We start from the raw sequence: 14,019 nt of genomic DNA, 5'->3' as shown, positions 1-14,019 counted from the left end.
CGGGATTTTTATGGCGCGATCCTTGTAGGAGCGAAGCTTGCTCGCGAAGGCGGTATATCAGCTACATGGATGTCGACTGACCCAACGCCTTCGCGAGCAAGCTTCGCTCCTACAGGGGTGGCGCGCATTTGGATTTTCATCAGGAGCTTTTTCATGACTCAGCTGCGCCGCGTCGCGATCATCGGCGGTAACCGGATTCCCTTCGCACGCTCCAACGGGCCGTACGCCACCGCGAGTAACCAGGCGATGCTCACCGCCGCACTCGAAGGCCTGATCGAGCGTTTCAACCTGCACGGTTTGCGCATGGGTGAAGTGGCGGCGGGCGCGGTGCTCAAGCATTCCCGGGACTTCAACCTGACCCGCGAATGCGTGCTCGGCTCGCGGCTGTCGCCGACCACGCCGGCCTATGACATTCAGCAAGCGTGCGGCACCGGGCTGGAAGCAGCGTTGCTGGTGGCGAATAAAATCGCCCTGGGCCAGATCGAGTGCGGCATTGCCGGCGGCGTCGACACCACGTCCGACGCGCCCATCGGCATCAACGAAGGTTTGCGCAAAATCCTCCTGCAAGCCAACCGCGCCAAGACCACTGCCGACAAAATTAAAACCTTTTTGCAGCTGCGACCGGGTCATCTCGTCCCGGAATTTCCGCGCAACGGCGAACCCCGCACCGGCCTGTCGATGGGCGAACACTGCGAACTGATGGCGCAGACCTGGAACATTGCGCGCGCCGAGCAGGATCAACTGGCGCTGGAAAGTCATCAGAAAATGGCGGCCTCCTATACCGAAGGCTGGCACAACGATCTGATGACGCCATTCCTCGGCCTGACCCGCGACAACAACCTGCGCCCGGACCTGACCCTGGAAAAACTCGCGTCGCTGAAACCGGCGTTCGAGAAAAGCGCCAAAGGCACGCTGACCGCCGGCAACTCGACGCCGCTCACCGACGGCGCGTCGCTGGTGCTGCTGGGCAGCGAAGAATGGGCGAAGGAACGCGGCTTGCCGATCCTTGCGTATTTGCGCGATGGCGAGGCGGCGGCGGTGGATTTCGTCAACGGTGCCGAAGGGCTGTTGATGGCGCCGGTGTACGCGGTGCCGCGTTTGCTGGTGCGCAATGGCCTGACCTTGCAGGACTTCGATTACTACGAAATCCACGAAGCCTTCGCCGCACAAGTGCTCTGCACCTTGAAGGCCTGGGAAGACCCCGAGTACTGCAAAACCCGTCTCGGCCTCGACGCACCACTGGGTTCCATCGACCGCAGCCGGCTCAACGTCAAAGGCAGTTCACTGGCGGCGGGGCATCCGTTTGCAGCGACGGGCGGGCGCATTGTCGCCAATCTGGCCAAGCTGCTCGACGCTGCCGGAAAGGGCCGGGGGCTGATCTCGATTTGTGCGGCGGGCGGGCAGGGCGTCACCGCAATCATCGAGCGCTGAAGATTTAACTGAATAAAACCGGGAACCTGTGGGAGTGAGCCTGCTCGCGATGGCGGCGTGTCAGCCAAGAGTTTGTCGACTGACACGCCGCCATCGCGAGCAGGCTCGCTCCCACAGGGGATCACCGATATTGAATAGATGAGTGACATGGCATAACGTCCGCCTAATCAGCAACCTCGCGACACAAGGCCAGTCAATGCCGACTAACGGACAACAATCCCTCGAACGGACCATCCCGGCCCTGACCGTGTTGCCGCGTCCGTTGTACGCACGTGCCGAAAGCCTCAACGCCGGTTCATGGACGCCGTCTCACCGCCACGACTGGGTGCAATTCTCCTACGCCATCAGCGGCGTCCTCGGTGTGCACACCGCCGAGGGCAGTTTTTTTGCGCCACCGCAGTGGGGGATCTGGATTCCGGCGGATCTCGAACATCAGGTCGTGACCTCGATGCGCGCCGAAATGCGCAGCCTTTACGTGCGTCGCGAGGATTGCCAATGGGCGGACGGGCGTTGCCGGGTGCTGGAAGTGACGCCGCTGGCCCGGGAGCTGATCAAGAGTTTTTGTGCGCTGCCGGTGGAATATCCACAGGGCGACAGCCCGGAGGCGCGGCTGGTGAATGTGCTGCTGGATCAACTGGCGAATTTGCCGGAGGTCGGTTTCTCGCTGCCCCTGCCGCGCCATGAACGCTTGCTGGGCTTGTGCAACGAATTGATCGAAAACCCGGAACACAACGTGACCTTGCAGGAATGGGCACAACGATTGGGTACGTCGGAGAAGACCCTGATGCGCTTGTTCCAGCGTGAAACGGGGTTGAGTTTTCGTGGTTGGCGGCAACGGATGCGGCTGCTGTCGTCGTTGAATTTGCTGGAGGCGGGGGACAGCGTGACGAATGCGGCGTTGGCGTGTGGGTATGACTCGACGTCGGCGTTTATTGCGGCGTTTAGAGGGTTGTTCGGGTTTACGCCTGGAGAGTTGTTCAGACAGTGACGACCTCTTCGCGGGCAAGCCTCGCTCCTACAAAAACAGCGCAAAACCCTGTAGGAGCGAGGCTTGCCCGCGAATGGCCGCGAAGCGGCCACCGAGGTTCTGGATCAGGTACGGAAACGGCGAACCAACCCATCCAGCTCATTCGACAACCCGGCCAGGCTCTGCGAATCCAACCGCGCCGAGTTCGCCAGTTCTGCCACCAACTGCGCGTCGCCATGAATCTGGCTGATGTGCCGATTGATGTCTTCGGCCACCTGATGCTGCTGTTCAGCCGCCGTGGCGATCTGGGTGTTCATGTCGCGGATCACGTCCACCGATTCACGGATCTGCCCGAAGCTGCTGCGCGCCTCACCGATGCGAGTCACCGACTGCTGGGACACTTCCAGGCTCGCATGCATCTGCTGAGTCACCTGGCTGGTGCGCTTGGCGAGGTTGCCAAGCAGGCCGTCGATTTCCGCTGTGGAGTCGGCGGTGCGCTTGGCCAAGGCCCGCACTTCGTCCGCCACCACCGCAAAACCGCGACCTTGTTCACCGGCCCGTGCGGCCTCGATGGCAGCGTTCAACGCCAGCAGGTTGGTCTGTTCGGCGATTGAACGGATAGTCCCGAGAATCGACTGAATGTCGTTGCTGTCGCGCTCAAGTTGTTGCATCGACTGCGCCGACTGTTCGATTTCCTGGCTCAGGCGATCAACGCTGGTCACGGCGGCATCAATCTGTTGCTGACCTTCGCGTGCCTGGCGCTGGCCACTGTCGGCCGACTCGGCCGCCTGGCTGCACGAGCGCGCGACTTCGTTGGCGGTGGCGACCATTTCGTGGAACGCGGTCGACACCATGTCCACGGCTTCACGCTGACGTCCGGCCGCTTCGGCCATGTCGCTGGAGACCTGGGTCGAGCTCTTGGAGGTGGCGAGGATTTTGGTCGCGGCGCCGCCGATGCTTTGAATCAGGTTGCGGATCGCCGCCAGGAACTGGTTGAACCAGTTGGCCAGTTGCGCGGTTTCGTCGCTGCCACGGATTTGCAGGTTCTTGGTCAGGTCGCCTTCACCTTGGGCAATGCCTTCCAGGCCATCGGCCACACTGCGGATCGGACGCACGATGACGCTGGCGAAACTGGCGCCGACGACGGCGAAGACCACGGCCAGCACGGCGGCGATGATTGCGATCAACCAGGTCAGTTGGGTCGCGGTGCTCATCACATCGCTCTGCTTGATCAGGCCGATGAAGGTCCAGCCCAGTTGCTCGGACGGCCAGACGTTGGCCATGTAGCGCTCGCCATTGAGCTCGACTTCGACCAGGCCTTTGCCGGCCTTGGCCAGTTGCGCATAACCCTCGCCGAGGCTGCTCAGTGCCTTGAAGTTGTGTTCCGGTTGTTTCGGATCGACCAGTACGGTGCCGGAGTTTTCCAGCAGCATCAGGTAGCCGGTTTCGCCGAGCTTGATCTGTTTGACCAGTTCGGTGAGCTGTTTGAGCGACACGTCGATGCTGACCACGCCACCGTTGGTGCCCAGCTTGTTGTCGATGGTGCGTACGGTGCTGACGTAGGACGTATCATTTTCGGCCCAGTAATAGGCCTCGGTACGGAACGGCTTGCCCGGTTTGGCCTGGGCCGCCTTGTACCACGGACGCTGGCGCGGGTCGTAGTTGGCCAGCTTGGCATCGTCCGGCCACGACACGTAACCGCCGGCCGCAGTGCCGAGGATCGCGTAGGCGTAGGACGGATGGGCGTTGCCCAGGTCCTGCAGGAAGCCGAAGACTTTTTTGTCCGCCTCGCCTTGGGGAACGCTGGCGGCGTCGGCCTTCATGTAGGTCTTGAGGCTGTCGTCGGAGTTTGTGATCAGCGGTTGCTTGGCCAGGTATTCGACGTTCTGGCTGATGCCGTCGAAAAACAGTTGCATGGCATTGCTGACCTGACGGATTTCACGACCGCTGTTGTCGACGAACTCGTCCTTGGCATCACTGCGCAAGTTCAACACAACGAGGGTGGCGACCAGCACCACGGGCAGGCAGGCGATGATTGCAAACGCCCACGTCAACTTCTGTTTGATGTTCATCCGCGCTCCAGATTTTCTTGTAGGCCCACGCAGTGCAGATGACTCGCGGATTTATTGGCAGCCGTAAACGTTTTGTTGAACCCGATCCCTTGGGCACGCCATCGTTTTCTGTCGGAACGATCGTCGGACAATTCACTTTGTTACAGATGACTTCGGCTGCTAAAGGAGGAAATTGAGGGCTGTTGAAAAAAATCTTGCGAGCGGTAGGGACCGGTATGTCGGATTCTGTCGCAAATCCCCTCGCATCCCTTCTCCAACAAGTGCTGCCGGCTCGGCTATGATCCTTGGCGGTCGATGAGCATCGGCGGGTTTGCCGGGTTTTTTCGGCACATTGTGTGCATCCGCAACGTTCATAGGTCGGTAACCCCTCCCCCGAATGAGTGGATTGCCGTATAACGAATGACTTTCGCGTGTTTGGTAATAAAGGACCCACAATAAAAGCTGATGAAGACTCCAAAACGCATTGAACCCCTGATCGAGGACGGTCTGGTCGACGAGGTGCTGCGCCCACTCATGAGTGGTAAAGAAGCAGCTGTTTATGTGGTGCGCTGCGGCAACGAGTTGCGTTGCGCGAAGGTCTACAAGGAGGCGAATAAACGCAGTTTCCGCCAGGCGTCCGAGTACCAGGAAGGTCGCAAGGTACGTAACAGCCGTCAGGCTCGGGCGATGGCCAAGGGCTCCAAGTTCGGCAAGAAAGAAACCGAAGACGCCTGGCAGAACGCCGAAGTGGCGGCGCTGTTTCGTCTGGCCGGTGCGGGTGTGCGGGTTCCTCAGCCTTACGACTTCCTTGAAGGTGTGCTGCTGATGGAACTGGTGGCCGACGAGTACGGCGATGCCGCCCCGCGTCTGAACGACGTGGTGCTGGAGCCGGACCAGGCGCGCGAATATCACGCATTCCTGATCTCGCAGATCGTGCTGATGTTGTGTACCGGCCTGGTGCACGGTGACCTGTCCGAGTTCAACGTACTGTTGACGCCAACCGGCCCGGTCATCATCGACTTGCCGCAAGCGGTCGACGCGGCGGGCAACAACCACGCGTTCAGCATGCTGGAGCGTGACGTGGGCAACATGGCGTCCTACTTCGGGCGATTTGCCCCGGAGTTGAAAAAGACCAAATACGCCAAGGAAATGTGGGCCCTGTACGAAGCCGGCACCTTGCACCCGGCCAGTGTCTTGACCGGCGAGTTTGACGAACCGGAAGAGTTGGCCGACGTCGGCGGGATCATGCGCGAAATCGAGGCGGCACGCCTGGATGAAGAACGCAAACAAGCGATACGCGCAGCAGACGATGCGCCACCGAGCAAAACCGAAGAACCGCCTCCACCGTGGATGCAGTGATCGGTTGATGAAAAACCCGGCTTCGGCCGGGTTTTTTTGTTCGGGATGAAGACTCGGGACCGCGTCGTTTGGTTCGCGGGCAAGTCGGATCGCCGCACCGCTCGCTCCTACAGGTTCAACGCTGTCCTTGTAGGAGCGAGCGGTGTGGCGATCCGACTTGCCCGCGAAGACGTCAACCCAGGCAACCCAAATGTGTCATACCCACCACACTCAAGGATTGAATGTGAACACCTCCACCCGCAACGCCCGACTGATCATTGCCGCCCGTCTGGTCTCGGACTTCGGCGCGTTCCTCAACATGGTCGCCCTGGCCACCTACGTCTACCTGCTCAGCAACAGCGCCATGAGCGTCGGTATCTTCCTCGCCAGTCGCGTGGGCGGAGGGATTTTCGCCAGCCTGATCGGCACGAGTTTTTACCGCCGCTGGGCCGGGCGCTTGCCGTTGATCGCGTTCGACCTGCTGCGCGCCGGATTGCTGGGCCTGCTGCTGGTGTTGCCAGTCAGCCAGCAAGCGCTTTTGCTGCCGGTGATCGCTTTTGGCCTGGGCTTGGGCAATTCAATGTTCGCCATCGGCCTCAACAGCCAGTTGCCGCACTTGATCGATGGCGAGCAGTTGCTCAAGACCAACGCCTGGATCACCTCCGCATCGTCGGCGGCGATGGTCGGCGGAAGTCTGGTGGCCGGCTTGTTGGTGGCGGCCTTTGGTTTTGAAACGGTCTTTGCGCTGAACGTGGTCACTTACCTGCTGGCCGCGTTATTCATCCTGCCGCTGCGGTTTGCCGGACCGTCTCCCAGTGCCGGGCCCGATCATGAACGAGGCGAATGGTCAGCGCTGCGCCAAGGGCTGCGCACCACACCGGTGGTGGCCGCGATGCTCGCGGTCACCATGGCCGATACTCTGGGCAGCGCTGCACACAACGTGGGTTTGCCGATCATTTCAAAACTGCTGACACCCGAATCGGCCAGCACCACGTTGGGCCTGATGCTGGCGGTCTGGGCCAGTGGAAAATTGATCGGCGCACGGATTGCCAGTCGCCTGAAAGGCTCGGACAACGTGAACCTGGAGCGACGGTTTTTCTTCGGCGTGTTGCTGATGTCCTGCGGCTTCATCCTGATGTTCCAGCAGCAAACGCTCTACGGTTTGTTGCTGTTCTCACTGCCGGCGGGGCTGGGTGACGGCTTCTCGGAAGTCGGCCTGATGTCGCGTCTGCAACGTGAACCGGACAACCTGCGCCTGCCGATTTTCAGCTTTCTGACGTTGCTGCAAATGACCGGGTTCGGCATTGGCATGCTGGTCGCCGCGCCGTTCTATTCATGGTGGACGCCCGGCGCGGTGGTGCTGTTGTTCCACGGCATTCCCCTCACCACCTTGTTGATGGTGAAGGTGCTCGCGATCAGGGGTGAGCGGGTACGGCGCAGCAACCCGACTCAAGATTTTTGAGGATCGGGCAGTCCGGGCGGTGATCGCCCTGGCAGTGCTCGACCAGGTCCTGCAACGTGTCGCGCAACTGACCGAGTTCAAGGATTTTCTGGTTCAGCTCGTCAATGTGCTGACGAGCCAGCGCTTTCACATCGGCGCTGGCGCGTTGGCGGTCCTGCCAGAGGGTCAGCAGTTTGCCGACCTCTTCCAGGGAAAACCCCAAATCCCGCGAACGCTTGATAAAGGCCAGCGTGTGCAAGTCGTCAGCGCCGTAAACCCGGTAACCGCTGTCGGTGCGATGAGCCGCCTTGAGCAAGCCGATGGACTCGTAATAACGGATCATCTTCGCGCTCAGGCCACTTTGGCGGGCTGCTTGGCCGATGTTCATCGGTTGTCCTCCAGATCCTTGGGTTTCCAGGTTTTCAACAGTAACGCATTGCTCACCACGCTGACGCTCGACAGCGCCATCGCCGCGCCGGCCAGCACCGGGTTGAGGAAACCGAATGCGGCCAGCGGAATGCCGATCAGGTTATAAACGAAGGCCCAGAACAGGTTCTGACGAATCTTCGCGTAGGTCTTGCGACTGATGTCCAGCGCTGCCGGCACCAGTCGAGGATCGCCGCGCATCAGGGTGATGCCCGCTGCGTGCATGGCGACGTCGGTGCCGCCGCCCATGGCAATGCCGATGTCGGCGGCGGCCAGGGCCGGGGCGTCGTTGATGCCGTCACCGACCATCGCTACCACGCCGGTCTTTTTCAGTTCCGCGACAGTGGCGGCTTTGTCGGCCGGCAGTACTTCGGCGTGCACGTCGGTGATACCCAATGCCTCGGCGACCACTTTGGCGCTGCCGCGATTGTCGCCGGTCAGCAAGTGGCTGCTGATGTGGCGGGCGCTGAGTTGTTGCACCGCTTGCAGCGCGCCTGATTTGAGGGTGTCACCGAAGGCGAACAGACCCAGCACCGTCGGCGTGGGGCTTTGCTCGATCAGCCAGGACAGGGTCCGGCCTTCGGTTTCCCATGCGGTAGCAGCGTCGGCCAATGGGCCCGCGCTCAACCCGCTTTCTTCCAGCAGGCGACGATTGCCCAGCGCCAGGCGCCGACCCTCGAGATTGCCGGCAATGCCGCGCCCGGTCAGGGACTGGCTGTCGCTGACATCGGCCACGGTCAAACCGCGTTCGGCGCACGCATCCAGAACCGCCTTGGCCAATGGATGCTCACTGCCGCGTTGCAGCGCGCCGGCCATTTGCAGCAGGGCGGCTTCGTCACCGTCGATGGCGTTCAAATGGGCGATACGCGGTGCGCCCGAGGTCAGCGTGCCGGTCTTGTCGAACACCACCGCGCTGACTTCATGGGCACGTTCCAGTGCTTCGGCGTCCTTGATCAGAATCCCGTGACGCGCCGCCACACCGGTGCCGGCCATGATCGCCGTTGGCGTGGCCAACCCGAGGGCGCAAGGGCAGGCGATCACCAATACCGCGACGGCGTTGATCAGCGCGGTTTCCATCGGTGCGCCGTATAGCCACCAACCGATCAGGGTCGCCAGTGCGATCAGCAGCACCGTCGGCACAAACACCTGGCTGACTTTATCCACCAGTTTCTGGATCGGTGCTTTCGCCGCTTGCGCGTCTTCGACCAGGCGGATGATCCGCGCCAGTACGGTTTCCGCACCCAAGGCCTGGGTGCGAACCAACAAGCGACCTTCACCGTTGATGGCGCCGCCGGTGACCTTGTCGCCGGGTTGTTTCGGCACCGGCAGGCTTTCGCCGCTGATCAGTGCTTCGTCGGCATGGCTCTGGCCTTCGACCACTTCGCCGTCCACCGGGAAACGTTCGCCGGGTTTGACCAGCACCAGATCATTCAGGCGCAAAGCGCTGATCGCCACGTCCTGCTCGCGACCGTCGATGACTTGAATCGCCCGCTCCGGGCGCAAGGCTTCGAGGGCGCGAATGGCACTGGCGGTCTGGCGTTTGGCGCGGCTTTCAAGGTATTTGCCCAGCAGCACCAGCGCAATCACGACGGCGGAGGCTTCGAAATACAGGTGCGGCATGCGCCCGGCGGCGGTGGCCCATTCGTAGAGGCTCAAGCCATAACCGGCGCTGGTGCCGAGGGCGACCAGCAGGTCCATGTTGCCGGCACCGGCGCGTACGGCTTTCCATGCCGCCACATAAAAGCGTGCGCCGAAGATGAATTGCACCGGTGTGGCCAGGGCGAACTGCACCCACGCCGGGAGCATCCAGTGCACGCCGAACGGTTGCAGCAGCATCGGCAATACCAGCGGCAAGGCGAGGGCGATCGCCATGATCAACACCCAGCGTTCGCGGTGCAGGCGCTGATGTTGTGAGTCGGTTGACGGGTGTTCGACTTCCCAGACGCTGGCGTTGTAACCCGCCTTGGTCACGGCCGCGATCAGGGTTTGCGGATCGATCTGCCCGAGCAGTTCGAGGTGGGCACGTTCGTTGGCCAGGTTGACGCTGACGCTTTTGACGCCGGGCACTTTGGCCAGCGCCCGTTCGACCCGACCGACACAGGACGCGCAGGTCATGCCGTCGATGCTCAATTCCAGGCTCTGCTGCGGCACGCTGTAACCGGCTTGCTGCACCGCGTCCATCAACGCCGGCAGGCTGTCGCTGGGCGCTTGAACCCGCGCCTGCTCGGTGGCCAGGTTGACGCTGACCGCCGTGGCGCCGATGACTTTGCTCAAGGCACGCTCGACACGCCCGGCGCAACTGGCGCAGGTCATGCCGGCAATCGGCAGATCAAACGTGGTGGATTCGGACATCGGTCGCACTCCCTGTAGTAGATGTCTACAGGATCAACCTTGCCATGCTGGCAAGGTCAAGCGCAAAGATTGGCGTGGTGATATTTGTAGGAGCGAGGCTTGCCCGCGAAGGCGTCGTATCAGTCGACAAGGATGTGTCTGAAATACCGCCTTCGCGGGCAAGCCTCGCTCCTACAGGATCGTGGTGGATCAGTAGTCGAGGGCTGTCGGCTTGAGGTACATCCCTTCCTGCGTCATCGCAATCCGGAATTTCAACACATCCCCGGCCTTGAGGCTGATGTTCTGCGAGCCCGGCGCCAGCATGCCTGGGTTGCAGCCCGGCGCCTGGCCCGGCAGCAATTTCAGGCGCAGCGAAACGTTGCCTGGCGGCAGGTTGAAGGAGGTGCTTTGTTCCTGAAACAGCCGCGCCGACAGTTGATCCTGGATGTACACGCCGATTTCGCAGTTGGTCGACACTTCCAGGCGCTCGCGGGAAATGATCAATACGCCGTAATCCTCCCCGGCAGCATTGACCGAGGGCACGGCGGCGAAAAGGCTGAGGAAGCCAAACAGGCTGAGAGCTGACCAGCGCATGGCTGAATCTCCTGAAATCGAGTCATAGATGCACGCAGCTTGGCCGAGCGCGACGCCGATTGCCAGCCCGGCAGCTCACTTCAGAACTTGACCTTGCCATGGTGGCAAGCTCGAGACTGTTCGCAACCTCACTAAAGGAGTCATTCCATGCAAGTGTTCAACGTTCAAGGCATGTCCTGCGGTCACTGCGTCAAAGCCATCACTCAAGCGCTGCAAGCCAAGGATCCTGCGGCCAGCGTGCGGGTCGATCTGGCGGCAAAGGAAGTCGGCGTCGAAAGTGCGTTGACCGCGGATCAAGTGATCGCCGCGATCAGCGAGGAAGGCTACGAAGTGAAAGTCGCTTAAGGCCTGACAAAAATCCCTGTAGGAGCAGAGCTTGCTCGCGAATGCGGTGGGTCAGACGACTTTGATGTGGCTGACCCACCGCATTCGCGAGCAAGCTCTGCTCCTACAAGGGCCGGTGTTTTTTCAGGGGTTTTTAATAGTTAGCGAGCTATCGGAATGTTCAAGGCGTCGATGCGCGGCTAGACTGTGTGCCCGCCGACCTCCGTCCCACTGGATACCCGATGAACTTCCGTACCATTTTGATTCTTGGCGCACTTAGCGCTTTTGGCCCGTTGGCAATCGATTTCTATCTGCCGGCGTTTCCGGCCATGGCGCTGGCGTTCGGCACCGATGAACAGCACGTTCAACTGACGCTGGCGGCGTATTTCCTCGGTTTGTCCATCGGTCAGCTGATGTACGGCCCGGTGGCGGATCGTTTTGGTCGGCGTATTCCGTTGCTGACGGGTGTCGGTCTGTTCACCGTCGCGTCCCTGGCGTGCGCCTATGCGCCGAACCTGGAATGGCTGCTCGGTGCGCGGTTCGTCCAGGCGCTGGGCGGTTGTGCGGGGATGGTGATTTCAAGGGCGATCGTCAGTGACAAATGCGATGCGGTGGGCTCGGCGAAAGTCTTTTCACAACTGATGCTGGTCATGGGCCTGGCACCGATTCTCGCGCCGATGCTCGGCGGGTTGCTGGTCAACACCACGGGCTGGCAGTCGATCTTCCTGGTGCTGACCGGTTTCAGTGCATTGGCCGGGCTGGCCGTGGCGCTCGGCTTGCCGGAAAGCATGCCGGCGAATATGCCACGTCAGCCCTTGTCGGGAGCGCTACGTCAGTACGGTCGGCTGTTGTCGGACCCGGTGTACCTCGGCCACGCCCTGACCGGTGGTATTGCCATCGCCGGGATGTTTGCCTACATCGCCGGTTCGCCGTTCGTCTTCATCAAACTCTACGGCGTGCCGGCCGAGCACTTCGGCTGGTTGTTCGGCACCAATGCGGCGGGGTTCATTCTGGTGGCGCAGGTCAACGCACGGTTGCTGGCCAAGCGTGGCCCGGCGTTCCTGCTGGCGCGCACCGTATGGATCTACCTCGCGGCGGGCCTGACGCTGCTCGCGGTCAGTTCGCTGCACACCGAGCAATTGTGGCCGCTGCTGATTCCGCTGTTTATCTGCATCGCCAGCCTCGGTTGCATCCTGCCCAACGCCTCGGCTTGCGCCATGAACGGGCAGGGCGCGCGCGCCGGCAGTGCGTCGGCAATGCTCGGTTGCCTGCAATTCAGCGTCGCCGCCGGAGCCGCGTCGCTCGTGGGTATTTTGTACGACGGCAGCGCCATGCCGATGGCCATGGTCATCAGCCTGTGCGGAGTTCTGGTGGTGAGCATAGCGATGCTCACCCGGCGTCTGCAAAATGCCCGGGCATTGGTGAAAGCCCAGGTGTGAGGAAGGTCTCAGCCGGCAGCGCGTTGCTGCTGGACGGGAATCTGATGAGGGGCGTGCAATCGTGCTTCGAGGGTTCGGGTGAACTCGCGCGCTTCGGCTTCGCTACGGAACGTCACCGCGTGTTGGTCCAGGCGGACCTGCCACTGGGATTTTGCCAATTCTTTTATCAGGATCTTCATTGCTGACCTCCTCGGTTAAAAGATTGCATCGCAGAGGACACGATTGTAGACCCGAATACGACCACAATGATGACAGCGGTCAACCTTCGGACTGACGGTGTCGTCCATTCGGACGACACTTGTATCAATCTGTTTCAGAAGCCTTCGAGGACAATCTTGCCCTTGGATTTGCCGCTCTCCAGCAGCTCATGCGCACGTCGCAAATTCGCCGCGTTGATCGTTCCGAAGTGCTCGCCCACCGTGGTTTTCAACGTCCCGGCATCGATCAGCGCTGCCACGCGGTTGAGCAGTTTGTGTTGCTCGATCATGTCCGCGGTTTCGAACAGCGAGCGGGTGTACATGAACTCCCAATGCAGCGACAGGCTCTTGCGCTTGAGCTTGGTCACGTCCAGCGCCTTCGGGTCATCGATCAGCGCCAGTTTGCCCTGCGGCGCCAACGCCTCGACCAATTGATCCAGATGCTGATCGGTCTGGGTCAGGCTGGCGACGTGGGTCACCGAGTTCACGCCTGCACGTTTGAGCTCTTCGCTCAGCGGTTGGCTGTGATCGATCACCAGATCGGCGCCCAGCTCACGCACCCAACTTTGGGTTTGTGCACGGGACGCGGTGCCGATGACCTTCAGCCCGGTGAGCTGGCTGGCCAGTTGCGTAAGGATTGAACCGACACCGCCGGCCGCACCGACGATCAGCAAACTCTGGCCTTCATCGGTGTTGCCTTCGCGCACTTGCAGGCGTTCGAACAACAATTCCCACGCGGTGATCGCGGTCAACGGCAGCGCGGCGGCTTCGGCGAAACCGAGGGTTTTCGGCATGTGGCCGACGATCCGCTCGTCCACCACGTGCAGCTCGCTATTCCCGCCGGCGCGGGCGATGGAGCCGGCGTAGAACACCTTGTCGCCGGCCTTGAACAACGTCACTTCACTGCCGACCGACTTGACCACACCGGCCACGTCCCAGCCCAGCACTTTGGCCGCGCCACCTTCAGGCTGCACATTCTGGCGGACTTTGGTGTCCACCGGGTTGACCGAGATGGCTTTGACTTCCACCAACAGGTCGCGCGGGCCGGCAACCGGCTCTGGCAGTTCGATGTCTTGCAGGGAGTTGGTGTCGCTGATCGGCAACGAGGCGTAGTAGGCAATGGCTTTCATGAAAGGCTCCGCAAAAGTATTTAAGAAAATCAGGCCACGACGCGCAGGCGTTTGAGATCGAAATGCTCGATCAGGTCGCCGGCCGTGGCACGAAAATGCTGGATGTGTGCACTGGCGTCATGGGCTTGCAGCGCTTCGTCGCTGCTCCACTGCTCGATCATGTAGAAGGCCTGCGGATTGGCCAGGTCCTGATGCAGATCGTATTGACTGCAACCGGCTTCGGCGCGGGTCGGTTCCAGCAGTGCACGCAGGTGCTGTTCGAGGGCGTCTTGCTGACCGGTTTTGGCGATCAGGGTGGCAATGGCGGTAAACGGCTGGGACATGTTCGACTCCGATAACGGGGTGATTTC

General features: G+C 61.3%; 13 protein-coding genes and 1 pseudogene. 6 read left to right on the top strand and 8 right to left on the bottom strand.

Going from position 1 to position 14,019, the window contains the following annotated elements; all coding sequences use genetic code 11:
* Positions 1 to 153 precede the first annotated feature (153 nt).
* Entirely contained in the window at positions 154 to 1,431 is a 1,278-nt protein-coding gene (locus tag IB246_RS08155) for an acetyl-CoA C-acetyltransferase (protein WP_008038753.1), read from the top strand.
* A 196-nt stretch (positions 1,432 to 1,627) separates the two neighbouring features.
* Complete coding sequence (locus IB246_RS08150) at positions 1,628 to 2,419, top strand: AraC family transcriptional regulator (protein ID WP_008031304.1); 792 nt, start codon at positions 1,628 to 1,630, stop codon at positions 2,417 to 2,419.
* Positions 2,420 to 2,523: 104 nt separating this feature from the next.
* Here the strand turns inward: IB246_RS08150 and IB246_RS28995 are convergent, their stop codons facing one another.
* Complete coding sequence (locus IB246_RS28995; RefSeq protein WP_371850912.1) at positions 2,524 to 3,252, bottom strand: methyl-accepting chemotaxis protein; 729 nt, start codon at positions 3,250 to 3,252, stop codon at positions 2,524 to 2,526.
* 129 nt (positions 3,253 to 3,381) lie between these two features.
* A pseudogene (locus IB246_RS28990) lies at positions 3,382 to 4,470 on the bottom strand (cache domain-containing protein); the annotation flags it as partial.
* 444 nt (positions 4,471 to 4,914) lie between these two features.
* Here IB246_RS28990 and IB246_RS08140 point away from each other — a divergent pair.
* Both IB246_RS08140 and IB246_RS08135 read left to right on the top strand, forming a co-directional pair.
* Positions 4,915 to 5,808, top strand: a complete 894-nt coding sequence (locus IB246_RS08140) for a PA4780 family RIO1-like protein kinase (RefSeq protein WP_008038756.1) — start codon at positions 4,915 to 4,917, stop codon at positions 5,806 to 5,808.
* A 190-nt stretch (positions 5,809 to 5,998) separates the two neighbouring features.
* The gene (locus IB246_RS08135) at positions 5,999 to 7,249 is read left to right on the top strand and encodes an MFS transporter (protein WP_008038757.1); all 1,251 of its coding nucleotides are present in this window, start codon (positions 5,999 to 6,001) and stop codon (positions 7,247 to 7,249) included.
* Here IB246_RS08135 and cueR read toward each other — a convergent pair.
* The 3 genes from cueR to IB246_RS08120 all read right to left on the bottom strand — a co-directional run bounded on the left by cueR (position 7,203) and on the right by IB246_RS08120 (position 10,579).
* Positions 7,203 to 7,616, bottom strand: coding sequence for a Cu(I)-responsive transcriptional regulator (gene cueR, locus IB246_RS08130; RefSeq protein ID WP_008031313.1), 414 nt, complete (start codon positions 7,614 to 7,616; stop codon positions 7,203 to 7,205). The genes IB246_RS08135 and cueR overlap by 47 nt on opposite strands.
* Positions 7,613 to 10,006, bottom strand: a complete 2,394-nt coding sequence (locus IB246_RS08125) for a heavy metal translocating P-type ATPase (protein ID WP_008038758.1) — start codon at positions 10,004 to 10,006, stop codon at positions 7,613 to 7,615. The genes cueR and IB246_RS08125 overlap by 4 nt, the downstream gene beginning before the upstream one ends.
* A gap of 189 nt (positions 10,007 to 10,195) precedes the next feature.
* On the bottom strand, positions 10,196 to 10,579 hold the full coding sequence (locus IB246_RS08120) for a hypothetical protein (RefSeq protein WP_008038759.1): 384 nt from the start codon (positions 10,577 to 10,579) through the stop codon (positions 10,196 to 10,198).
* A gap of 147 nt (positions 10,580 to 10,726) precedes the next feature.
* On the opposite strand from IB246_RS08120, the gene IB246_RS08115 reads away from it, so the two are divergent.
* Complete coding sequence (locus tag IB246_RS08115) at positions 10,727 to 10,924, top strand: cation transporter (RefSeq protein ID WP_008031318.1); 198 nt, start codon at positions 10,727 to 10,729, stop codon at positions 10,922 to 10,924.
* Positions 10,925 to 11,145: 221 nt separating this feature from the next.
* Entirely contained in the window at positions 11,146 to 12,342 is a 1,197-nt protein-coding gene (locus IB246_RS08110; protein WP_008031320.1) for a multidrug effflux MFS transporter, read from the top strand.
* Positions 12,343 to 12,350: 8 nt separating this feature from the next.
* Here IB246_RS08110 and IB246_RS08105 read toward each other — a convergent pair whose 3' ends face one another.
* The 3 genes from IB246_RS08105 to IB246_RS08095 all read right to left on the bottom strand — a co-directional run bounded on the left by IB246_RS08105 (position 12,351) and on the right by IB246_RS08095 (position 13,992).
* A complete protein-coding gene (locus IB246_RS08105; RefSeq protein WP_008038760.1) occupies positions 12,351 to 12,521 on the bottom strand; it encodes a hypothetical protein in 171 nt (56 codons plus the stop codon).
* A gap of 134 nt (positions 12,522 to 12,655) precedes the next feature.
* A complete protein-coding gene (locus tag IB246_RS08100; RefSeq protein WP_008038761.1) occupies positions 12,656 to 13,669 on the bottom strand; it encodes a zinc-binding alcohol dehydrogenase family protein in 1,014 nt (337 codons plus the stop codon).
* A gap of 29 nt (positions 13,670 to 13,698) precedes the next feature.
* Complete coding sequence (locus IB246_RS08095) at positions 13,699 to 13,992, bottom strand: putative quinol monooxygenase (protein ID WP_008038762.1); 294 nt, start codon at positions 13,990 to 13,992, stop codon at positions 13,699 to 13,701.
* Positions 13,993 to 14,019: the final 27 nt, after the last annotated feature.

Origin of the sequence: Pseudomonas sp. PDM01, assembly GCF_014852325.1 — a bacterium.
GTDB lineage: Bacteria > Pseudomonadota > Gammaproteobacteria > Pseudomonadales > Pseudomonadaceae > Aquipseudomonas > Aquipseudomonas migulae.
This window is presented reverse-complemented; position numbering and strand designations above follow the sequence as displayed.

Bases quoted from the DNA above. Each gene is read 5' to 3' on its own strand.
- IB246_RS08115 (WP_008031318.1), top strand. From the start codon at position 10,727: ATGCAAGTGTTCAACGTTCAAGGCATGTCCTGCGGTCACTGCGTCAAA.
- IB246_RS08150 (WP_008031304.1), top strand. From the start codon at position 1,628: ATGCCGACTAACGGACAACAATCCCTCGAACGGACCATCCCGGCCCTG.
- IB246_RS08125 (WP_008038758.1), bottom strand. From the start codon at position 10,006: ATGTCCGAATCCACCACGTTTGATCTGCCGATTGCCGGCATGACCTGC.
- cueR (WP_008031313.1), bottom strand. From the start codon at position 7,616: ATGAACATCGGCCAAGCAGCCCGCCAAAGTGGCCTGAGCGCGAAGATG.
- IB246_RS08110 (WP_008031320.1), top strand. From the start codon at position 11,146: ATGAACTTCCGTACCATTTTGATTCTTGGCGCACTTAGCGCTTTTGGC.
- IB246_RS08095 (WP_008038762.1), bottom strand. From the start codon at position 13,992: ATGTCCCAGCCGTTTACCGCCATTGCCACCCTGATCGCCAAAACCGGT.
- IB246_RS08155 (WP_008038753.1), top strand. From the start codon at position 154: ATGACTCAGCTGCGCCGCGTCGCGATCATCGGCGGTAACCGGATTCCC.
- IB246_RS08100 (WP_008038761.1), bottom strand. From the start codon at position 13,669: ATGAAAGCCATTGCCTACTACGCCTCGTTGCCGATCAGCGACACCAAC.
- IB246_RS08140 (WP_008038756.1), top strand. From the start codon at position 4,915: ATGAAGACTCCAAAACGCATTGAACCCCTGATCGAGGACGGTCTGGTC.
- IB246_RS08135 (WP_008038757.1), top strand. From the start codon at position 5,999: ATGTGTCATACCCACCACACTCAAGGATTGAATGTGAACACCTCCACC.
- IB246_RS08120 (WP_008038759.1), bottom strand. From the start codon at position 10,579: ATGCGCTGGTCAGCTCTCAGCCTGTTTGGCTTCCTCAGCCTTTTCGCC.
- IB246_RS28995 (WP_371850912.1), bottom strand. From the start codon at position 3,252: ATGGTGTCGACCGCGTTCCACGAAATGGTCGCCACCGCCAACGAAGTC.
- IB246_RS08105 (WP_008038760.1), bottom strand. From the start codon at position 12,521: ATGAAGATCCTGATAAAAGAATTGGCAAAATCCCAGTGGCAGGTCCGC.